Consider the following 20,820-nt stretch of genomic DNA (forward strand, 5'->3'; position numbering starts at 1 on the left):
GCGATTAGAAGGCCCGCTCCGCTGCATATTTTTGAATATCGTCCTTCATGGCCTGCAGGTAGTCGATATCATCGAAACCGTTGGTCAGGTTGTGCTTTTTATAGCCGTTGATCTCGAAGGATTCTTGTTCGCCGGTGGCCAGGATGGTGATGGTCTGCGCGGGCAGGTTCACTTCCAGCTCGGTCTTCGGATCGGCCTCGATGGCACGGAAGATCTTGTCCAGGAACTCGGGGCTCACCTGTACGGGCAGGATGCCGATGTTCAGGGCGTTGCCCTTGAAGATGTCGGCGAAGAAGGAAGACACGACGCAACGGAAGCCGTAGTCGTAGATAGCCCAGGCGGCGTGCTCGCGGGAGGAGCCGCTGCCGAAGTTCTTGCCGCCTACCAGGATTTTACCGGAGTAGATGGGGTTGTTCAGGACGAAATCCTGTTTGGGCGTATTGTCGCCGTTGTAGCGCCAGTCGCGGAACAGGTTGTCGCCAAAGCCTTCGCGCTTGGTAGCTTTCAGGAAGCGGGCGGGAATGATCTGGTCGGTATCAACGTTTTCGATCGGCATCGGAACGGCCGAGCTTTTCAGCACTGTAAATTTATCGTAAGCCATGTTCAGTTAGAAAGAGTTTAAAGAATGAAATTGAAGTTTACGAGTTTACGGGTTTACAAGTTTACGAGTTGTGGCGGTTCGGGGAAGAACTGGTAAACGCGTAAACTTGTAAACTCGTAAACTTTTTAGATCAGCTCGCGGGGATCGGTCACCTTCCCGGTAACGGCGGCGGCGGCGGCCACCAGCGGGCTGGCCAGCAGCGTGCGGGCGCCAGGACCCTGGCGGCCTTCGAAGTTACGGTTGGAGGTGCTGACGGCGTATTTGCCGGCGGGGATCTTGTCGTCGTTCATGGCCAGGCAGGCGGAGCAGCCGGGCTGACGCAGCTGGAAGCCGGCCTCGGTCAGGATGTCCAGGATGCCTTCTTCCTTGATCTGCTGTTCCACGATATGCGAGCCGGGAACGATCCAGGCGGTCACGCTTTCGGCTTTCCGGCGGCCTTTCACCACTTTGGCGAATTCGCGGAAGTCCTCGATGCGGCCGTTGGTACAGCTGCCGATGAATACGTAGTCCACTTGCTTGCCGATCATTTGTTCGCCTTCGTGGAAGCCCATGTAGTCGAGTGATTTTTCAAAAGTGGCTTTGCCGGCCTGGATATCTTCGGCGGTCGGGATGTTTTTGGTGATGCCGATGCCCATGCCGGGGTTGGTACCGTAGGTGATCATCGGTTCGATGTCGGCGGCATCGTAGTTATATTCCACGTCGAAGGTGGCGCCTTCGTCGGTTTTCAGCGTTTTCCAGTACGCCAGCGCTTTTTCCCAGGCTTCGCCTTTGGGGGCTTTGTCGCGGCCGTTGATGTAGGCGTAGGTGGTTTCGTCCGGGGCGATCATACCGCCGCGGGCGCCCATTTCGATGGACATGTTACAAACGGTCATGCGGCCTTCCATGGTCATGTTGCGGAACACATCGCCGGCATATTCCACGAAGTAGCCGGTAGCGCCGCTGGTGGAGATCTTGGAGATGATGTAGAGGATCACGTCCTTGGGGGTCACGGCCTTGTTCAGCTTGCCGTTGACGTTGATGCGCATTTTCTTGGGTTTCGGCTGCATGATACACTGGGAAGAGAGGACCATTTCCACTTCGGAAGTACCGATACCGAAGGCGATGGCGCCGAAAGCACCGTGGGTGGAGGTATGGGAGTCGCCGCAAACGATGGTCATACCCGGCAGGGTGATGCCGTGCTCGGGTCCTACCACGTGCACAATACCATTATTGGGATCGCCCAGGCCCCAATGCGAGATGCCGTATTTGGCGGAGTTGGTCTCCAGGGCTTTCAGCTGGTTGGCGGAAAGCGGGTCCTGAACCGGCAGGTGCTGGTTGATGGTGGGGGTGTTGTGATCGGCAGTAGCGAAGGTGCGCTCGGGGAACATCACGCCGACGCCACGGGTTTCGAGGCCCAGGAAGGCAACCGGGCTGGTCACTTCGTGAATGAAATGGCGGTCAATAAAAAATACATCCGGACCGTCCTGGATTTTGCGAACCACGTGGGCATCCCACACTTTATCAAACAAGGTGCTTGGGGCGTTGCTCATACTTTATTGATTTTTTGAATCGATTTTAAAATTCTTGGCGAATTTCCAAAAATTCGGGCGAACTGCCCGTTTTTTGAGCAACTTTATCACATATTTTCACCAAATTTTTTAGCCCCTTTCCGTTGGAGGCCGTAAAATTATTTCCCCATTTTATATTGACAATCAACTAGTTGCAATTCAATAGTTGAACTTGACTTCCGTAAACAGTCCCCCTGTTTTCGGGGCTTTCCGGGACGGTTTCGCGGCGGTCCCGGCGGTGCTTTTTCCGCTCCGCTCCTCCCCTCTTTCTCCAACGGGGTTAGTATCAGGCCCTTATGCGGGGGAAGCAGGGAAGGCGATTCGTCAATTTTCAAAAATGGCACCTTATAGAGATGGGTGATCAATAATATTTTTACAAAAAGATGCCATAAATTGAAAATTTTCTAAAATTTAAAAAGTTTGGTTGAATTATTTTGAAGGAATGGGTCGGGCTCTTAATTTTGTGCTCACAAAGAACAACAAGCTCTTTACACTGTGGGGTGATGAAATTTTTGGCAGACATGCCCTCTTGTCTCGGGGGTGGGGATCACCGGATAAAAACAGCACTTGTGCTGCTTCTAATGGCCCCGTGGAGGTTCGACTCCTTCCCCTACAGCATTTATAAAAAGGCCTTGCAGGTTATCCACTTGCAAGGCCTTTTTGTTTTGGATCGCCCCGGAAGGAGCATGAAAAAAGCCATAACCGGAAGACCGATCATGGCTTGAAAAAATTTTTCCCGGAAAGAAAAGGTATACTAGGACTTGGGATACAGCGTCTTTACGGCCAGCAGGTCCCAGGAGGTGAAGTTGCTCCAGTTCAGTACGGTGGAATTCATCACCGAATACGAATCCGTGGTGGGCGTACCTTCGATGGCATAACCCCAGGTGCTGTTGGTATGGCCGAAACCGATGGTGTGACCCAGTTCGTGGGTGATGGCAAAACGCTTCTTCGAGGCGGTCAGACCGTTCTGGTAGGTATTGATGGTCATGCGGCTGCCGGGATTGCCGTAATAGTCGGGATAAGCGGCCGAAGCGATGGTGGAAGAAGCTGTATAGTTGGTGGTCACTTTGGTGGTGGCACCGGTGGCAGAGGTCACCCGCTTCATTTGCACGGCGCTGCCGGTACGATTCCAGGAGGCGATGGCCGAATCCAGGGCGGTCAGCCAGGCTGCCGGAACGGTGGCATCCGCAAAAATGGTAATGGCTTTTACCTTGGTGGGAACGATCAGGTAGAAATGCTCGCGCTGGGTGGTACCGTTCACACCGCTGGCGATCCCCTTGTTTCCAAAGCGCAGCTGGGCATCTTCCAGGGATACATAGCTGTCTTCTTCCACTACAAACTGCTTTAACTCTTTGTTGTACACGACACTTCCTTCAGGAGCTCCGAGCGAATTGGATACGGATTGTTGCAGGGCGGCAATGTCAATGCTTTCGGTCGCGGGTGTTACATCCTGGACATCTGACTTCTTACAGGACTGGAACGTCGCAAAAAGGGCAAGGATGAGGGCTACCTTGGTAACCGACAGGTTAAACTTTGTCATAGGGTATTAATTTTTGACAGGACAAAGGTAGCCCCGGCCCCAGCGGCATACGGCCCCGTTTCGGTCAATGGGGGAAAATACCCGGTGAATAAAGAGCACTTATTAAAAATAATTACTTACCATTAGCACGCCCTAACCGGAAGTCCGTAACGGCCGGGAACAGCGCGAAAAAACCCTTTTTTTACATGCAGGAACACGAAAACTACATGCGCACATGCCTCGAACTGGCCCGGGAAGCGGCACAGCGCGGCGACGCCCCCGTGGGATCGGTGGTGGTGCGCCAGGGGCAGGTCATTGCCCGCGGCATCGAAGGCGGCAAGACCCACCGCGATATTACCTTTCATGCCGAGATCGAGGCCATCCGGCAGGCCACCGCCCTCCTGGGCAGCATGGACCTGTCGGACTGCACCCTGTACACCACCCACGAACCCTGCATCATGTGCGCCTACGTGATCCGCCAGGTGCGCCTGCCCACCGTGGTGATGGGCGTCACCTCCGGCGAGATCGGGGGCCTCAGCTCCGCCTATCCCCTGCTGGCCGATACCGGCATCCGGCGCTGGGCGGCCCCGCCCCGGGTGGTCACGGGCGTACTGGAACAGGAATGCCGGGAATTGTCCCGCCTTACGGGGCCAAACCATTAGCTTTGCCGCCTCTGTTTGCCCCCTAAAACCCGAAACCATGAACTGGCACAATGCCCCCCAAAAATTCCGCATCGACGGAAACACCATCGAGCTGGAAGCGCTCCCGAAAACCGACTTCTGGCGCATCACCCACTACGGCTTTATCCGCGACAACGGCCACTTCCTGTTCCGGGAAGCGGAAGGCGATTTTACGGCTTCGGTTAAGGTTCGGGGTGATTATACCGACCTGTACGACCAGGCAGGACTGATGATCCGCACCGACGAACGTCACTGGATCAAGACCGGCATCGAATACGTGCACGGGGTGCAGAACGTCAGCGCCGTGGTCACCCATGAATGCTCCGACTGGTCGGTGGCGCCCCAGCAAAACAACCCCGAAGCCATCTGGCTGAAGCTGACCCGCCAGGGCGACTTCGTGGAGATCCACTACTCTTTCGACAATGCCGCCTACGCCCTGCTGCGCATCGCTCCCTTCCCGCCCGCCGTGCCCGTACAGATCGGGCTGATGGCCGCCGCTCCGGAAGGAGGCGGCTTCCGGGTAGTGTACGAGGATTTCAACGTGGAACCGATAAAGAACTAACCATGCAACCGCAACTCCGAACGGTCAACATCACCCGCTACGTCACGCCCCTGCGCGAAGGCGGATCGCTGCCCGGCCTGGTCGAGGCCGAGGACGGGTTTTTATACGTGCTCAAGTTCCGCGGCGCCGGCCAGGGCGTCAAGGCCCTGATTGCCGAGCTGATCGGCGGCGAGATCGCCCGGGCCCTGGGCCTGCGGGTGCCCGAACTGGTATTTGCCCAGGTGGACCCGGCGTTTGGCCGTACCGAGCCCGACGAAGAGATCCAGGACCTGCTCAAGGCCAGCGCCGGCCTGAACCTGGCGGTCCACTACCTGTCGGGCGCCATCACCTTCGACCCCGTGGCCACCCAGGTGGATCGTTTGCTGGCCTCGCAGATCGTCTGGCTCGACGGCCTGATCACCAACGTGGACCGCACCTGCCGCAACACCAACATGCTCACCTGGTACAAACAGCTCTGGCTGATCGACCACGGCGCCGCCCTGTACTTTCACCATTCCGGATCCAACTGGCACGAACAGTCGAAGCGGCCCTTCGCACAGATCAAGGACCACGTGCTGCTGCCCTGGGCCGGCGAGCTTTCCACCGTCGATGCCGCCTTCCGCTCCCTCCTGACACCCGAGCGCATCGGTGCCATCGTGTCGGTGCTGCCCGCCGAATGGCTGCAAACCAACGGTACGCCGGACACAGCGGAGGAAAACCGCCAGATGTACATTCAATTCCTTAACTCCCGGCTCGAAACGTCGGAGATCTTTGTAAACGAAGCGCAGCATGCAAGAAAATCACTTATTTGAGTACGCCGTCATCCGCGTGGTTCCCCGGGTGGAACGGGAAGAATTCCTGAACGTGGGGGTCGTCCTTTTTTCGAAAAAGCAAAAATACCTCAACGTCCTGTTCCAGGTAGACCACCAGCGGCTGCAGTGCTTTGCGGGCGGCCTGGATACCGAGGAAGTGGAAAAGCACCTCCACGCCTTTGAGCAGATCTGCAAGGGCAGCGCCGGCAGCGGGCCCATCGGCAAGCTCGACCCGGCTTCCCGCTTCCGCTGGCTTACCGCCACCCGCAGCACGGTGGTGCAAACCTCCCGCGTGCACCCGGGCTTCTGCACCGATGTGCAGCAGGCGCTGGAAAGGCTTTTTTCCCAACTGGTGCTGCTGTAGCCGAATTTTAAAACCCCAGATAACCCTTGCCATGAATTTCTTCCCTCTTTTGAAAAAAGCGGGGCCCCTGCTGTGCGCCGGCCTGTTGTGCCTGGCCGCCGGCAATAGCCCCGCCCAGAAAAATTTCCTGCCTGCCTTTCCCGGAGCCGAAGGCTTCGGGGCCGCCACCCCGGGCGGCCGCGGCGGCAAAGTGTTTACCGTAACCACCCTGGCCGACAGCGGGCCGGGCAGCCTCCGGGAAGCCTGCGCAGCCAAAGGACCACGGATCGTGGTCTTCAATGTGTCGGGCGTCATCGAGCTGCTGACGCCGCTGGTGGTGACCGAGCCCTACCTGACCATTGCCGGCCAGACCGCCCCCGGCGACGGCATCTGCCTCAAACGGCGGGAACTGAACATCTTTACCCACGACGTCATCCTGCGCTATATCCGTTCGCGGCCCGGCGACATCTCCGGCCTGGAAATGGACGCCATCAGCATCGGCAAAAACGCCCACGACGTGATCGCCGACCACTGCACCGCCAACTGGTCGGTGGACGAATGCCTCTCGCCTTCCGGCGCCATCTACAACGTAACGGTGCAGTGGTGCCTGATCGGCCAGTCGCTGCAGAAAAGCGTGCACAAAAAGGGCGCGCACGGCTTCGGCTCCCTGGTGCGCGGCATCGGCGGCATCAGCCTGCACCACAACCTCTGGATCAACAACACCGCCCGCAACCCGCGGCTGGGCGACAACTACAACCAGCCGCCCTGGCCCACCATCGACGTGCGCAACAACGTGATGTACAACTGGTCGCAGATGTGCAGCGGCATGACCGGCGGCAACATCAGCGCCAACTACATCAACAACTACCTGAAGCCCGGCCCCAACAGCAGCGACCGCGCCCCGATCGTGCTGACCGAAACCTCCCAGGTGAAATTCTATGTCGCGGGCAACGTGGTGGAAGGCCGTCCGCAATTCACGGCCCGGCCGGCAGCCCTGTTCGACAGCAGCGCCGGGACCGCAAAAGGCCTGCAACTGTTTACCCTTACGAACCAGCCCTTTCCGGTTGCAAACGTCAAGACCTCCTCCGCCGAACAGGCCTACCGCGACGTGCTGGAACAGGTGGGCGCCTCCCGCCCGGTACGGGACTCCATTGACACCTGGCTGATCCGGCAGGTGCGGACCAACACCGGCAAGTTGATCGATTCGCAAAACGAGGTGGGCGGCTGGCCCGTGTACGTCCCCGCCGCTCCCCGTACCGACACGGACGGCGACGGCCTGCCCGACGCCTGGGAAAAGGCCCACGGCCTGAACCCCCGGGATGCCACCGACGGCGCGAAGAAGGCGAAGGGAAAACAGGGCTATACCCATATCGAGGTCTATATCAACGAACTGGGTTGAGTTCCGGCAGGGAACACGGCCTCAGGAAAAACCCTCACAAGGCGCTCAAAACCTGCATAAGCTCATCAACTAAAAACAGAAACCTTACCTTTGACGCAAATTTTTCACACATGCCAAAACTAACCAATGCCTTACTGGCGTTATGTTCCTGCGCCGTTTTTGTTTCCTGCCAGAAAGAAACCGAAGAAGGCCCGGCCCCCGCACCTTTTTTCGGAAAGTATAAAGTAATCTCCATCACCGGTACCTCGGTAGCTACCGTATGGATGAAGGAGGGCGGCGTGACCGACAGTACCGTTACCCGCACCAATTTCACCAGCGCACAGCATACCGGCACCATGACCCTGGATGCCACCAAGGTTACCAGCGATAAGCTGGGCTATTTGTACAACTGTGACATGGAAGGAAAAAGCTACATGAATGGCCAACTGTTCAATACGATGGAATTTGAATTGCCGATTGACGTCCCCACCTCTAGCGGTTCGGTTCCTTACAAGGTTGTCGGCAACGACTCCGTTTACTTTGACAAAGGCTCCATGATCATGCTGGACACGGAACTGGAAACGGCTCCCGTGGGTGCCAAGCTGAAACTGGAAGGAAACCGGCTGTCGATGACCATGAAGTCCAACATGGCCACCTCCGAACTGGAGCAGGGCGTCCGCGTAAATTACAAGACCGAGGCAACCGCCACCATTACACTGGAAAAACTGTAGGATACCCAAAAAATATTTCCAAGAACGCAAAAGCGTTCCGGCACCCGTAACGGGGAGGCCGGAACGCTTTTGCTTTTCGGAGCCGCCGGCCGTTCCCGGGAAAAGCGCTCCCGTTAAACGGCCAGCGCTTCCTTGTTGTATTTATTGCGGTATTCCACCGGCGACAGGCCGGTTACTTTTTTGAACACCGTGCGGAAGGCCTTGGTATCATTATAGCCCACGTCGAACATCAGCTCGCTGACGCTGCGGCGGCTGGTTTCCAGGGCTTTCTTGGTGGCTTCGATCTTTACCCGCTGGATGTATTCGGTCACCGTATTGGCGGTGGCTTTCTTAAAGCGCCGCTCGAAGTTGCGCCGGCTCAGCGCCAGCATGGAGGTCAGCTGTTCCACCGAGATCTTTTCGCTGTAATTCCGTTCGATGAACTCCTGCGCCTTGCGGATGGGTTCGTCCTCGTGGTCCTTTTGGCCCCGAAAGATGGTAAAGGACAGCTGGTTTTCGCGCTCCATTTCAATGGCAAACACCTTGGCCGTCAGCACGGCTATATCGCGGCCGGCGTATTTGCCGATCAGGTGCAGGATCAGGTTGAGGTACGAAAAGGCCCCGCCGCTGGAATACAGCCCGCCCTCGTCGGTAATGATCTTTTCGGCCACCAGCTCCACGTCGGGGAACAGCTGCCGGAAAGCAGGGGCGGCCAGCCAGTGGGTGGCGCACTTGCGGCCCCGCAGCAGGCCGGTGGCCGCCAGCAAGAAGGCGCCCAGGCACAGGCTGGCCACCTCGGCCCCGCCCCGGTACTGGCGAACGATCCACGGAAGGAAATCCCGGTTCTTTTCCACGGCCTCCCCGAGGTCGCCGTCAAGGGCGGGAATGAGGACCAGGTCGGTGGCCTCCACCTCTTCCAGCAGCACATCCGCATGGGCCGTAAAATGGCCGCCGCTGAGCACCGTTTCCCGCGTCAGCCCCACCAGCTGTACGGTAAAGACGGGGGCCTCGCCCCGTTCCCGGAAAAAATGATTGACCTGGGTCAGCAACTGCCGGGAGCCTTCCAGGCTGCCCAGTATGGCTCCATGGGGAACCAGGATGGAAATGTGTTTCATATGACGTAAATGTAAAATAATAAATGCCGCATCCTCCCCCTGAAAATGTCCCATCCGCACCCCGGCAAGTTAAGACCGGCAAGGTACATTTGTATCAGAAATTACGAATTTTATTAGCAAGAAAAAACTAATTTTTTTAGGATGAAATGCCGTAAGATTGCAACCGGATGGCTGCAGGTATCCATCCCCGGTATCGCTGTATATTCGCCCCAAACCTTAAAACCGTCAAAACTGACCAACATGAAGATTGTAAACAAAATCCTCCTCGGCGTCGCCATCGTACTCGCCGTCCCCCTGACCGTCGCCCTCTTTACCCGGAACGATTATGCCGTGGAACGGGAGATCACCGTCGGCAAACCCAAAGACGAAGTGTTCGGCTACGTGAAGTACCTCAGGAACCAGGACCGCTTCAGCAAATGGGCCAACATGGACCCGAAGATGAAAAAAGAGTACCGGGGAACGGACGGCACCGTGGGTTTTGTTTCGGCCTGGGAAAGCAAGCAGGACGATGTGGGCAAGGGCGAGCAGCAGATCATAGGCATCCGGGAGGGACAGCGGATCGAATGCGACCTGCACTTCATCGAACCCTTTGAAGGCAGGGCCAACGCCTACATGACCACCGAGGCCGTGTCGGACCGGGAAACCAAGGTGAAATGGGGCTTTACCAGCCGCATGCCCTACCCCATGAACCTGATGCTGCTGTGCATGGACATGGAAAAAATGATCGGCGACGACCTGCAAACCGGCCTCGCCAACCTGAAAAACAACCTGGAGCAACCCCAACCCCTCAGCAAAAATTAATTCCCCCAATAATGACAACGATCAACCCCTATCTGAATTTTAACGGCAACACCGAAGAAGCGTTCAACTTTTACAAATCGGTATTCGGAGGCGAATTTCTTGTGCTGCAGCGCTTTAAGGAAACGCCGCATGCCCACGAGGTGCCGGCCGATGTGCAGGACAAGATCATGCACGTGGCGCTGCCCATCGGCCAAGGCAATATCCTGATGGCCTCCGACACCCTGGAATCCCTGGGCCACCCCATGACGGTGGGCACCAACTTCTCCCTTTCCATCAACACGGCAAGCGAGGCGGAAGCCGACCATATCTTCAACGGGCTGGCCGCCGGCGGCCAGGTGACCATGCCGCTGGATAAAGTGTTCTGGGGCGACTATTTCGGCATGCTGACCGACCGCTTCGGCATCCAGTGGATGGTCAGCTATTCCTACGAAAAACAAAAGTAGTCCAGAGGTGACAGTTGTGTAATAAAAAAAGCCGGCAGGATCCCTGCCGGCTTTTTTATGCCAAGTGCGGTAAACGGCCACCGCAAAACGGACCATTGTTTGCAGGGGTTTCTCCAAAACAAATTATGGCCACCGGAAAAGCCCACCTGGAAGAAGTGCTGGAATTTATCCGCGAGCACCGGAGCAACGAAAGCAATTTTGAAAAGATTTATGCGAAGCTGGAACAGGAGTGCCGGACGCCCCCGGACGACGAGGTCACGCAGGCCTACGTGAACAACCTGTCCGACATCAGGGAAAAGCATACGGAGGAATACCAAAAAAGCCGCGAGGTGAAGGGCAACGCCTGGCCCGAATTTGAGAATTTCGTCGCTGAATTTGAAAAAGCAATCACCGGAGCCATGAAGGAAAGAGCGTAAAACCAGGTACGCGGCAGGAAGAACGTACGTTCTTCCTGCCGCGTACAGTCCTTATTGCTGTTGTTGTTCCATGTAGGTAAATTCCCACAAATGGCCGTCAGGATCCTGGAAACCATGCACATACATCCAGCCGTGGTCCGTGGCTTCATTCGGCGTCGTACCGCCCGCTTCCACGGCTTTGCGAATGTAGTCATTCACTTCCCCGCGGCTGCCGGCCGACAGGGCCACGATCACTTCCGCCGTCCGGGTGGCGTCCGCAACTTCTTTTTTCGTAAAGGTTTGAAAAAAGGGCTCCACCAGCAGCATCACGAAGATATTGTCGGACACCACCATACAGGTGGCGTTTTCATCGGTAAACTCCTGGTTGAAGGAAAAACCCAGGTGGGTAAAAAAGGAAACCGCCCGGTTCAGGTTCTTGACGGGCAGGTTCACGAAGATCTGTTTTGACATATGGGGATGCATTTGGTGTGGTTACAAAGATGCGGGGGAATCGGAAGAAAGAAGAGGGGCATATCGGACAATTCCGGGGGCCGGATGCGGCGCAGGAAACAGCAAAATCGCACAGACAGGCGTACAAATAAACAGGTCGCTGCACTTTTTAGCCGTTCCGTTTTTATATTTGGACTGTTAAGCCTACAGGCAATCACTCTCGGGTCTCCTGCTGCCGGCAAAGGCCATCGGCTTTTTTTGGGGCAACCGGTTACCTTTCCGGGTTATTGGTATTAAGGTAGGAAGGAAACTTTTCTTAAAAATCTACAAATGGTACAGAAAACATACTTTAAGACCAAGGAACATTGTAAAGTAAAATTTACCTATAACGGCGGCGACGCTCAAACCGTGGAAGTATTTGGCTTAAACGGTGACTGGCAAACGCCCATTGAACTGAAAAAGAAAAAAGACGGAACCTTTTCCACTGAAGTTTCCCTGCCCAAAGGCTCCCAACACGAATTTAAGTACCGCGTCAACGGCAACGACTGGATCAACGAACCCGAAGCCGACAGCCAGGGTCCCGATACCTTCGGCGGCCACAACAGCATTATCACCCTCTAATTACCTTACCGGGGCGTATCGCCCTCCTATATTCCTTCACCACGGCACCTGCATGGGTGCCGTCCCCATTTTCCCTACGGCCGCCCGTCAAAGAAATAGAGCTTCTCCTCCAACTCGGCCATCAGTCCTTCGTACTCGGCCCGCCCGATCTGTTTGACCTGGCTGCTCTTGCCCAAAGCATTCAGGTGGTCCAGCTCCTGGTCACCCCGGATATCCAATGCAAAGAAGGTAACCACGTTACCGGAAAGCTTCGAAATCAGCTTGAAATAGCCCACCATAGTATCGGTTTTACGTCATCCCATCGCCGCTGTCCCCGGACGCACCCCTCTATAACGAAGCTCAAGCATTAAATATGATGGAACGGGCCCACTTTATCCGGGCCTGCCGGCAGGACTACCGCTGCCGGGCCAGCTTGCGCCGGCCGGCCGGTCCTCTGCCCTTTACCCGGGCATCCGGACTGAGCGGAAACACCAGCCCGCAGCTGGTACACACTTTCTTGCCGGGAAACAGCGACCACTCGACCTTCTTTTTCTTGTCGGGCGGCAGTACATCACAACCCTCCAGCAGCTGGATGAATTCGCTTTCGGAAAGAGACACATTGGCCAGCATTTCCTTAAGGGATAGATTATGGGTATCGAGGTATTCAACGGTTTCAACGGCCAGCGTCCTTATGGGCATCTCTTTTCCTGATTTTATTGAAGCAGGCAAAAATAAACACAATTACGGGGCTTTTTCACCAACTTTGAAAGGAACCGCCTATTTTCCTCCTAAACCTTCGCTTATGAAGCCCGCCTGGCCCCTGTCGCTCCTGCTGCCGCTCGTGTTTTCCGCCTGTGCGGAGCCGACAAAAGAGCCCACCCTGCCCGACCTGCTGGCCGGCGGCCAGTGGATCGACCTCACCCACAGCTTCTCGTCCCGCACCTTGTACTGGCCCAACAACCCCACCGGCTTTGTCCTCGACACCCAGGCGGCCGGCCCCACACCGGGCGGCTACTATTATTCGTCCAATGCCTTTTCCGCTCCCGAGCACGGGGGCACCCACCTCGACGCCCCCGTTCATTTTGCCGAAGGAGCGCAAACGGCCGACCAGGTGCCGCTGGACCACCTGACGGGCGCCGCCCTGGTCATCGACGTTTCGGCAAAAGCACTGAAAAACCGGGACTACCTCATTTCGGTGGCCGATATCGAAGGCTGGGAAAAGAAAAACGGCCAACTGCCCGAAGGCGCCATCGTCCTGTTCCGCACCGGCTACGGGAAATTTTACCCCGATGCCCAAAAGTATTTCGGCACCGCCGAAAAGGGCGCCGGCGCCATCCCCCACCTGCACTTCCCGGGCATCGACCCGGCCGCCGCCGAATGGCTGGTCACCCAACGGAACATCAAGGCCGCCGGCCTTGACACGCCCAGCATCGACTACGGCCAGTCCACCGACTTCCGTACCCACCGCATCCTGCTGGGAAAAAACATCCCGGCCTTCGAAAACGTGGCCAACCTGGAGCTGTTGCCCGAAAAAGGCGCTTACGTGGTGGCCCTGCCCATGAAGATAAAAAATGGCAGCGGCGGCCCCCTGCGCATCATCGCCTGGGTGAAAAAAGCAAAACCCTAACGGATAGCCCCCTCTAAGGAACTTCGGATTTGGTCTCGCCTGAAACGAGACCAAATCCGAAATCTTCGACATGGTACACCACCTCATGTGCCTCCTGGGGCTGGGGCACTTCCAGCCGTTCGATCATCCGGTCGATGGCGGCGGCCGGGAGCACCGCTTCGCGTTCGCTGTTCTGCACGTACAGCCGGTAGCAGGGCACCTCCACGTACACGAGGGTTACAAAAGCTTTGTAGGTCAGGAACAGGTCCATCAGCTGCTGCCGCTTCGACCGCGTGATGTTGGTGGCATTCCAGACAAAATTGTCGCCGGCCCGCAGGTAGGTGCGCGCCCGTTCCTTGGCCAGCTGCACCACTTTGCCGGTACCGTTTTTGTCCAGCGGGGAAATTTTCAGCTCCCGGCGGATATCATCCAGGCTGATCACCGGCCAGTCGCGGTAATGGTGCCAGGCGTAGGTGTCCTTGCCAGCGCCGGGCAGGCCCGACAACAGCACCACCCGCGAACGGAACTCGTCGAAGGGCACATAGCCGGGATAGCTGTCTTCCTTATGAAAGTACCAGAACCGGGCGTTGGGGGTGGCGAATGCCCGCGGCTGCCCCCAGCAGCCGTGCTCCTCGCACAGCAGCCGGAACAGGCCGATCTTGTACAGCAGCTCCTCCTGGTCGGCCGAAACCCGCCCCCGCACGTCGGCTTCGGCCAGCAGCGCCAGCAGTTTCGTATTCACCTGCAGGCTGGCTTCGAGGACGGCTTTCACGGGGTCGGGCTTTTCCAGCGCCCAGAGCGGCAGCCCGTGGTAGCGCACCAGCGCGCACACCTGCTCGCGCAGGAAGAAGGGCGCCGGCTCGTCGCGGTACAGCAGGATGCGGGCCGTCAGCGCGCCTTTTTTTGCGTGGCCTTTGGAGGTCAGGCTGCCATCGGGCTCGCGCACCGTGGTGGAACGCTTTTCCACATCGTGCAGCAGGGCGGCGGCCCAGAGCACCTGCCGGTCCTGCGGCGGCAGCTGCCGCCAGCCCTCCAGCTCCTCCAGGGCCCGGAGCACCATCCGCGTGTGCACCGCCACATCCCCTTCGGCATGGTACAGCGGGTCCTGCGGCACGCCCTTCATATCGCGCACCCAGGAGAATTTTTGTACCAGCGAGCGCCAGTCGGTATGTTCAGTCAGCTTCCACATGATTCCCTCCTTCCTGTTTTAAGGGGGCCCGCTTCCAGTGGCGCGTCCAGTGCGCGTCGGTGGTCACGTGCCCTTTGCGTACATATTTAAATACACGGTGTGCGAAGTCCGCGGTCGGGTACCCGGCGGCATCGCGGCTGACGATCCCCTCCATGGTCGCCGGCAGGCCCGAGCAGGCTTCCACGGGAGCAAAGGCGCCGGGACCCGACGCCAGCTGCACCAGCGAACGCTCAAACGCCTCCCGGCTGGCGGGCGGCCGTTCCACGGCCAGTTGGGGCACCACCGGCAGGTCGAGCAGGGCGGCGTAAAACTGGGTTTCCTCCCAGCTCAGCCACCGGTCGTGCTCCCGGATGGCAAATACATAAAAATGGTGTTCCAGCTGCCGGTAGCGCAGCGAATGCACGGCATAGAGATTTTCGAGAAAAACTTCCAGAAAGCCCAGGTCGTGCTTTACCTGCTGCCAGTACTGCCGCAGGGTGGCCGTCCAGGGTGAGGTGGTGGGCGCCGCATGCGAGCGGGCAAACACGCCGTGCCGGCTGAGGCAGTTGTTCTCGCCGTCCAGCTTCTCGGTATGCACCAGCTGCCCGATGGCCTGCAGGTCGTGCCAGTAGTGGGTATGGACCCGGTCGTCGTGGGTGGCGCCGGGGGAAAAGGGATAATGCCCCGTTCGTCCGTATTTTTCGGATAAGGCCATAACGTTTATGGAGGGATCCGGCCGGAAAATCCGGGCCGGAAAGTAAAAGAATGAAAAATAAAATGCCGCGGCGCCTGCAACAAGCGCCGGGAAGAACGAAAATTATGGGAGAAAGAATTACATAGCCGGGGGCTTGAAAACAGTTTGGAATGAATACTGCCGGAACAAAGATGGGAAATAAAAGCGGGAAAAATGCTGTCCGGGCCCGGGTAAGCACGAACCTCCCGCCCGGCTTAGTGCTTTCCCCTTAGCGGCAGAATTTTCTTTTTCTGCGGCCCCTTCAAAGCGGAGAAAATACGGCTCTGCCCGCTTTCTGGCAGCCGCCAACGGCCTAAATTTGGGGAGGTAAGCAGACTTCTAAGAGTTTTTTATTAAGGGTTTTTTTTCACTACCTGGCGCTCCAGTTCCCTATCCAAGAAGGCACCTCGCTATGATCGGATTCGCTGATACATGCTACAGAAAAGATGAAAGACGTTATTACTACTCCGGTACAGGTCCCCTTTCCTATTTTCATTTTGCGGGGAGCATCTTTCGGGATCGATATGCTCCACGACGAGCTGCTGCAGCGGCTGGGAAAAACGCCCCGCGAAGTGCTCCACCGGCCGCTGGTGGAAGTGTTCCCGGAAACCGCCCGCCAGGGCATCGACCGCCTGTGCCGCAAAGTGTTCCAGACGGGAGAACCGCAGGAGGTAGGACGCCTGCCCCTCACCCCGGCGGTCAACGGAACCCCGGCCCAGGAATGCTGCCAAGTGATGCTCCACCCCATTAAAAACGAAACCGGCACCGTCACCGGCATCGTGGCCCTGGGCTGCACCGGCGGGGCAATAGCAGCCGCTGCTGTTCCCCCCGGCCCGCTCCCTTCCGAAGGGGATCCGCGGGAACTGACCGAACTGAAGCAACGCTACCACCAGCTATTCAACAACCTGCCCGTGGCCCTGTTCGAGGAGGACCATTCGCTGATGGTACCCGAACTGCAAAAACTGAAAACCCGCCACGGCAACGAACTGACCGCTTACCTGAACGCCAACGAAGCGGAAGCCCGGCGGCTGATGGCGCTGGTGCGCATCACCGATGCCAACCAGGCCGCCGTGAACCTGTTCGAGGCGGAAAGCGTCGAAAAGCTGAAACAAGGCCTGCACATCGTCTTCAACGGCAAATCCCTGCCGTCCTTTATCGACAAAATCGTGGCCATCGCCAGCGGCGACAAACATTTCCACCGCGAATACGAGCTGGAAACCCTCCGGGGCCGCCGCATCCAGTGCTCCGTTTCCTTTACGCTGCCGGAAACCGGCTACAACCGGATCCTGGTGTCCCGCTATGATATTTCGCAACAAAAGCATACCGAACAGGCGCTGCGCATCACCCGCGAACAACTGGAACTGACCTTCAACAACGTTCCTGCCGACATCCTGCTGTTCGACCGCAACGGCCTCATCCTGTTTGCCAACGAACGGGCCGCCCTTTCCCGCGGCTTTAAATCCTCCGCCGACCTGAGGGGAAAAGACAGCCGGGCCATCACGGAACGCTGGCGCGCCGTGGCCGATGTGCTGGACGAGGACGGGGTACCCCTCCGTCCTGAGACCGCCGTGCTCGCCCAGGCCTACCGCACCCGGCAGCCCCGGGAAGGCATCTACCAGATCCATTACAAACAATCCCGGGAGGTGCTGTGGCTGCTCAATTCCGCCACCCCCCTGCTGGACGAGTCGGGCGGCGTCAGCATGGTGTTGTTTTCCTCCATCAACATCACCTTCCAGAAAAACGCCGAACAAAAGATCCGGGAAAGCGAGGAACGCTTCCGCGCCGTTTTCGCCAACGCCTCCGTAGGCATCGCCATCACCGACCTGGAGGGCTATTACCTGCAGGTGAACGAAGCCTACACCCGCATCACGGGCTATTCCGAGGAAGAACTGAAGCACGTCACCTTCAAGGAGGTGACCTACCATGCCGACCGGAAAAAGAACCTGGACCAGGTGTACGCGCTGGTGCGGGGCGAAAACCCGCCCTTTGTCTGCGAAAAACGCTATGTGCGCAAGGACGGCGGCATCGTGTGGATGAAGATCGGCGTGTCGCTGATCCGCGACGAGCAGGGCCGGCCCCGCAATATCGTGGGCCTGGCGGAAAACATTACCCAGGCCCAGGCGGTGCAGGAAAAGCTGAAAGAAAGCGAGGAACGCTTCCGCACCCTGGCCAACTCCATCCCGCAGCTGGCCTGGATGACCGATGCCCGCGGCCGCATTTACTGGTACAACCAGCGCTGGTACGACTATACCGGGGCCGAGGCGCCCGACATGAAGGGCCAGGGCTGGCTGAAGCTGGTGCACCCCGACATGGCCGCCGGGGTGGAGGAGCGCTTCCTGGCGGCGGTGGCGGCCGGCAGCGACTGGGAAGATACCCTGCTGCTGCGCAACCGCGAGGGCACCTACCGCTGGTTCCTATCCCGGGCGGTGCCGGTACGCAAGCCCGACGGCCGCCTGGCCGGCTGGTTCGGCACCAACACCGACATTACCGACCAGCGCAACTACGAAGCGGCCCTCAAAGAACGCAAGGACCTGCTGCGGATCGCCCTGGAAGGCGGCGAGCTGGGCTATTTCAACTACAATCCGCAAAGCGGCGCCCTGCAGTGGTCGGCCCGCTCCAAGGAATTCTTCGGCCTGCCGGCAGAGGCCGAGGCCGACCAGGCCACCTTCCTGCAGGCCCTGCACCCCGAGGACCGGCAAAAAACCATGGAATCCCTCATGGACGCCCTCCGGCCCGAAAGCGGCGGCCGCTACGAAGCCGAATACCGGATCATCAGCCTGACCGACGGCCGCCTGCGGTGGATCCGCTCCAAGGGAAAGGTGGTCTTTGATGAAGCGGGAAAACCCCTGCGGTTCACCGGCGTCAGCCAGGACATCACCGACCAGAAGATTGCCGAAGAAAAACTGAAGGAAAGCGAACAGCGGTTCCGCCACCTGGCCGACCAGGCGCCGATGTGGGTATGGATGGCCGATGACCAGCTGAATGTCACCTATACCAACCAGGAATTCCTGGACTACCTCGGCCTGAAACATTCTTCCGAAGTAACGGCCAAACTCTGGGAACTGTTTACCCACCCCGACGACCTACCGCAGGTGTACCACAACTACTTCGAGGCCGTGGCCCGCCAGCAGCCCTTCACCATGGAGATCCGCGTGCTGTGCGCCGCCTCCGGCACCTACGAATGGCACCTGTTCAAAGGCGTTCCCCGCCTGGAGGACAACGCCATAGCCGGCTACATCGGTACCGCCATCAACATCCACCAGCAAAAGACCATGATGGAACAGATGGAAGTGCTGGTGGCCGAACGCACCCGCGAGCTGCAACGTTCCAACGAGGACCTCCAGCAGTTTGCCCACGTAGCCTCCCACGACCTGAAAGAACCGGTGCGGAAAATAAAAACCTATACCAACTTCCTGGAGGAGGAATTCAACGGCCGCCTCACCGAACGCGAACGCTCCTTTATCGACAAGGTGCAAAGCGCCGCGGACCGGATGTTCTTCATGATCGACGGCGTACTGACTTATTCCACCATCAACGCGCTGGAGCAAACTTATGAGCCGGTGGACCTCAACGAAGTGATGAAGCATATCGAAACGGACCTGGAGGTGGCCATCCAACAAAAAAATGCTACGATCCGCTACGACCGGCTGCCGGTGCTGGAGGGCGCCCCGGTATTGCTGTACCAGCTTTTTTACAACCTGGTAAACAACTCGCTCAAGTTTGCCCGGGCGGGCACGCCCCCGGTCATCACCCTCACTGCCGTCCGCACCTCCCGCGACGGCCACGACTGGGCCTGTATCACGGTGGCGGACAACGGCATCGGCTTTGAACAGAAATACGCCGAACGGATCTTCGGCACCTTCACCCGCCTCAATACCAAGGACAAGTACGAGGGAACGGGCCTGGGGCTGGCCCTATGCAAAAAGATCGTGGAGCGCCATGGGGGAACGATCACGGCCCATGCCCGGGAGAACGAAGGCGCCGCCTTTGAAATCCTGTTGCCGGTAAAGCAAATTTCCAAAAAGAAAGAAGCCTAACGCCTCAGCCAGGGCAGGGGGTTCACATTCTTGGTTTCATTGATCACCATAAACTCCACCTGCCCGCCGCGGCCCTCATCGGAAGCGCCGGCACGGCCCAGCACCTGCCCGCTGCGCACGCTCGCGCCCTTGCGCACCGTTACCGACGACAGGTTGCCGTAGATGGTAAAATACTTGCCGTGCTTCACCGCCACCATCAGGCCGTCGCCCAGGTTGGCCACCGAGCTGACCTCGCCGTCAAAAACCGCTTTTACCGCCTGTCCGGCCGCCGGCGTGGCGATGGTCAGCGAGGGGTTGTCGATCTCGAGGCCGCCCTCCCACTTGCTGCGGCCGAAGGGCACGCTCACGTGGCCCTTGTCCACCGGCCAGGGCAGCCGCCCGCGGTTGTTTTCAAAGCCCGCATTCAGGGCGATATCGCGGGGCGTGGCTACCAGCACGCTGACCGTGGATTTGGAGGAAGCCTTGGTGCGTACGGCCGCCGCCCCGCTGCCGGCCGCCTTCTTTTTGGCCAGGGCGGCTTTGCGGGCCGCGGCCACCTCGCGGCGCACCAGCACGGCAATGGCGTTGCGCAGCTGGGCGTCGCGCTTCTTGCGCAGGGCGATCTTCTGTTGCAGCGCTTTTTCCTGCACCTGCAGCTTCGCCGCTACCCGGTCCTTTTCTTTTTTCTGCCCCGCCAGCACCTGCAGCTGCTGCTGCCGGTTGTCCAGGGCGGCGTCCTTTTCCGTTTTCTTTCCCAGCAGCTCCTGCTTTTTTTCTTCCATCTCGCGGCGGGTCTGCACGATGAAGTCCGCCTGCTGCTGGCGGTACGACCGGTAGGCCCGCAGGTAGCGGACCCGCTTCAGGGCGTCGTTGAAGCTGATGGCGGAGAATAAAAAGTTGAGATAGCCAAAGGCGCTGAGGTTTTTATAGGCATACACCAGGCTGCGGGCGTACTGGGCCTTCAGGGTATCGAGTTGCTGCTGGAGGCGGATGAGCTCTTCGTTGCTGAGCTTGATCTCTCCCGAAAGGATGCCGATCTCGTCGTGGATGTTGCTGATGTACTGGGCCTGGACGGTCATTTTGCGCTGCAGCAGGCCCAGCTGCCCCAGGGTTTCCTCGCGGCGGCCTTTTACCTGCTGGTAGGCCGACTGGATGAGCCGAAGTTCTTTTTTTATGGCTTGCCGTTCCCGCTCCATTTTCTGGCGGCTCTTCGCCGGCTGTGCCAGAAGGGAACACGAAAGGACCAGGAACAGGAAAATGAGGCAGAGTCTAGTCATTATCAAAAAGTTACTCGGTCACAGGCTGGTGTTAGAACGCCCCGCCGGGGGCCTTTATTTCCCCTTAATGAAATTTACAGCCGCC

At 58.2% G+C, this 20,820-nt stretch carries 22 protein-coding genes; 12 read left to right on the plus strand and 10 right to left on the minus strand.

Translation table 11 applies throughout. The features are described 5' to 3' along the window. Nucleotides 1-4: 4 nt before the first annotated feature. The 3 genes from leuD to V9K67_RS17525 all read right to left on the minus strand — a co-directional run bounded on the left by leuD (nucleotide 5) and on the right by V9K67_RS17525 (nucleotide 3,688). Nucleotides 5-601, minus strand: coding sequence for a 3-isopropylmalate dehydratase small subunit (gene leuD, locus V9K67_RS17515; protein WP_336724605.1), 597 nt, complete (start codon nucleotides 599-601; stop codon nucleotides 5-7). 125 nt (nucleotides 602-726) lie between these two features. After that, entirely contained in the window at nucleotides 727-2,130 is a 1,404-nt protein-coding gene (leuC, locus tag V9K67_RS17520) for a 3-isopropylmalate dehydratase large subunit (RefSeq protein WP_336724607.1), read from the minus strand. Nucleotides 2,131-2,902: 772 nt separating this feature from the next. Next, nucleotides 2,903-3,688 carry a M57 family metalloprotease gene (locus V9K67_RS17525; RefSeq protein WP_336724608.1) on the minus strand — a complete coding sequence of 262 codons (786 nt, stop codon included), beginning with the start codon at nucleotides 3,686-3,688 and terminating at the stop codon, nucleotides 2,903-2,905. A 185-nt stretch (nucleotides 3,689-3,873) separates the two neighbouring features. On the opposite strand from V9K67_RS17525, the gene V9K67_RS17530 reads away from it, so the two are divergent. From V9K67_RS17530 to V9K67_RS17555, 6 genes are all read left to right on the plus strand, one after another. Continuing rightward, nucleotides 3,874-4,329: a nucleoside deaminase gene (locus V9K67_RS17530; protein WP_336724610.1), complete on the plus strand. Its 456-nt coding sequence runs from the start codon at nucleotides 3,874-3,876 to the stop codon at nucleotides 4,327-4,329. Nucleotides 4,330-4,366: 37 nt separating this feature from the next. Continuing rightward, on the plus strand, nucleotides 4,367-4,909 hold the full coding sequence (locus V9K67_RS17535) for a DUF1349 domain-containing protein (RefSeq protein WP_336724613.1): 543 nt from the start codon (nucleotides 4,367-4,369) through the stop codon (nucleotides 4,907-4,909). 2 nt (nucleotides 4,910-4,911) lie between these two features. Further along, the gene (locus tag V9K67_RS17540) at nucleotides 4,912-5,700 is read left to right on the plus strand and encodes a HipA family kinase (RefSeq protein WP_336724615.1); all 789 of its coding nucleotides are present in this window, start codon (nucleotides 4,912-4,914) and stop codon (nucleotides 5,698-5,700) included. After that, nucleotides 5,678-6,064: a DUF3037 domain-containing protein gene (locus V9K67_RS17545; protein WP_336724617.1), complete on the plus strand. Its 387-nt coding sequence runs from the start codon at nucleotides 5,678-5,680 to the stop codon at nucleotides 6,062-6,064. Before V9K67_RS17540 ends, V9K67_RS17545 begins: the two co-directional genes overlap by 23 nt. 31 nt (nucleotides 6,065-6,095) lie before the next feature. Continuing rightward, on the plus strand, nucleotides 6,096-7,442 hold the full coding sequence (locus V9K67_RS17550; protein ID WP_336724618.1) for a hypothetical protein: 1,347 nt from the start codon (nucleotides 6,096-6,098) through the stop codon (nucleotides 7,440-7,442). Nucleotides 7,443-7,552: 110 nt separating this feature from the next. Then, a complete protein-coding gene (locus V9K67_RS17555) occupies nucleotides 7,553-8,152 on the plus strand; it encodes a hypothetical protein (RefSeq protein WP_336724619.1) in 600 nt (199 codons plus the stop codon). 113 nt (nucleotides 8,153-8,265) lie between these two features. Here V9K67_RS17555 and V9K67_RS17560 read toward each other — a convergent pair whose 3' ends face one another. Next, on the minus strand, nucleotides 8,266-9,246 hold the full coding sequence (locus V9K67_RS17560) for a GlxA family transcriptional regulator (protein ID WP_336724622.1): 981 nt from the start codon (nucleotides 9,244-9,246) through the stop codon (nucleotides 8,266-8,268). A gap of 240 nt (nucleotides 9,247-9,486) precedes the next feature. Here V9K67_RS17560 and V9K67_RS17565 point away from each other — a divergent pair, with 240 nt between their 5' ends. The 3 genes from V9K67_RS17565 to V9K67_RS17575 all read left to right on the plus strand — a co-directional run bounded on the left by V9K67_RS17565 (nucleotide 9,487) and on the right by V9K67_RS17575 (nucleotide 10,906). Next, nucleotides 9,487-10,047 (plus strand): SRPBCC family protein, encoded by a 561-nt coding sequence (locus tag V9K67_RS17565; protein WP_336724624.1) that lies wholly within the window; start codon nucleotides 9,487-9,489, stop codon nucleotides 10,045-10,047. A gap of 11 nt (nucleotides 10,048-10,058) precedes the next feature. Beyond that, nucleotides 10,059-10,490 (plus strand): VOC family protein, encoded by a 432-nt coding sequence (locus V9K67_RS17570; RefSeq protein ID WP_336724626.1) that lies wholly within the window; start codon nucleotides 10,059-10,061, stop codon nucleotides 10,488-10,490. A 125-nt stretch (nucleotides 10,491-10,615) separates the two neighbouring features. Continuing rightward, complete coding sequence (locus tag V9K67_RS17575; RefSeq protein WP_336724627.1) at nucleotides 10,616-10,906, plus strand: hypothetical protein; 291 nt, start codon at nucleotides 10,616-10,618, stop codon at nucleotides 10,904-10,906. A gap of 51 nt (nucleotides 10,907-10,957) precedes the next feature. Here the strand turns inward: V9K67_RS17575 and V9K67_RS17580 are convergent, their stop codons facing one another. After that, the gene (locus tag V9K67_RS17580) at nucleotides 10,958-11,356 is read right to left on the minus strand and encodes a VOC family protein (RefSeq protein ID WP_336724629.1); all 399 of its coding nucleotides are present in this window, start codon (nucleotides 11,354-11,356) and stop codon (nucleotides 10,958-10,960) included. 309 nt (nucleotides 11,357-11,665) lie between these two features. On the opposite strand from V9K67_RS17580, the gene V9K67_RS17585 reads away from it, so the two are divergent. Next, on the plus strand, nucleotides 11,666-11,956 hold the full coding sequence (locus tag V9K67_RS17585) for an isoamylase early set domain-containing protein (RefSeq protein ID WP_336724630.1): 291 nt from the start codon (nucleotides 11,666-11,668) through the stop codon (nucleotides 11,954-11,956). Between the two features lie 74 nt (nucleotides 11,957-12,030). On the opposite strand, the gene V9K67_RS17590 is transcribed toward V9K67_RS17585, so the two are convergent. Then, nucleotides 12,031-12,234: a hypothetical protein gene (locus tag V9K67_RS17590; RefSeq protein WP_336724632.1), complete on the minus strand. Its 204-nt coding sequence runs from the start codon at nucleotides 12,232-12,234 to the stop codon at nucleotides 12,031-12,033. Between the two features lie 115 nt (nucleotides 12,235-12,349). Next, nucleotides 12,350-12,634, minus strand: a complete 285-nt coding sequence (locus V9K67_RS17595) for a hypothetical protein (RefSeq protein WP_336724634.1) — start codon at nucleotides 12,632-12,634, stop codon at nucleotides 12,350-12,352. A 103-nt stretch (nucleotides 12,635-12,737) separates the two neighbouring features. On the opposite strand from V9K67_RS17595, the gene V9K67_RS17600 reads away from it, so the two are divergent. Further along, entirely contained in the window at nucleotides 12,738-13,562 is an 825-nt protein-coding gene (locus V9K67_RS17600; RefSeq protein WP_336724637.1) for a cyclase family protein, read from the plus strand. A 13-nt stretch (nucleotides 13,563-13,575) separates the two neighbouring features. Here the strand turns inward: V9K67_RS17600 and V9K67_RS17605 are convergent, their stop codons facing one another. Both V9K67_RS17605 and V9K67_RS17610 read right to left on the minus strand, forming a co-directional pair. After that, the gene (locus V9K67_RS17605; RefSeq protein ID WP_336724639.1) at nucleotides 13,576-14,730 is read right to left on the minus strand and encodes an AAA family ATPase; all 1,155 of its coding nucleotides are present in this window, start codon (nucleotides 14,728-14,730) and stop codon (nucleotides 13,576-13,578) included. Further along, a complete protein-coding gene (locus V9K67_RS17610; RefSeq protein ID WP_336724641.1) occupies nucleotides 14,714-15,424 on the minus strand; it encodes an RNA ligase family protein in 711 nt (236 codons plus the stop codon). The genes V9K67_RS17605 and V9K67_RS17610 overlap by 17 nt, the downstream gene beginning before the upstream one ends. A gap of 515 nt (nucleotides 15,425-15,939) precedes the next feature. Here V9K67_RS17610 and V9K67_RS17615 point away from each other — a divergent pair. Continuing rightward, nucleotides 15,940-19,479: a PAS domain S-box protein gene (locus V9K67_RS17615; protein ID WP_336724644.1), complete on the plus strand. Its 3,540-nt coding sequence runs from the start codon at nucleotides 15,940-15,942 to the stop codon at nucleotides 19,477-19,479. On the opposite strand, the gene V9K67_RS17620 is transcribed toward V9K67_RS17615, so the two are convergent. Further along, nucleotides 19,476-20,735 carry a murein hydrolase activator EnvC family protein gene (locus tag V9K67_RS17620; RefSeq protein WP_336724647.1) on the minus strand — a complete coding sequence of 420 codons (1,260 nt, stop codon included), beginning with the start codon at nucleotides 20,733-20,735 and terminating at the stop codon, nucleotides 19,476-19,478. The genes V9K67_RS17615 and V9K67_RS17620 overlap by 4 nt on opposite strands. Between the last annotated feature and the right edge of the window lie 85 nt (nucleotides 20,736-20,820).

The sequence above is a fragment of the Huijunlia imazamoxiresistens genome, assembly GCF_037132455.1.
Lineage (GTDB): Bacteria > Bacteroidota > Bacteroidia > Chitinophagales > Chitinophagaceae > Flavisolibacter > Flavisolibacter imazamoxiresistens.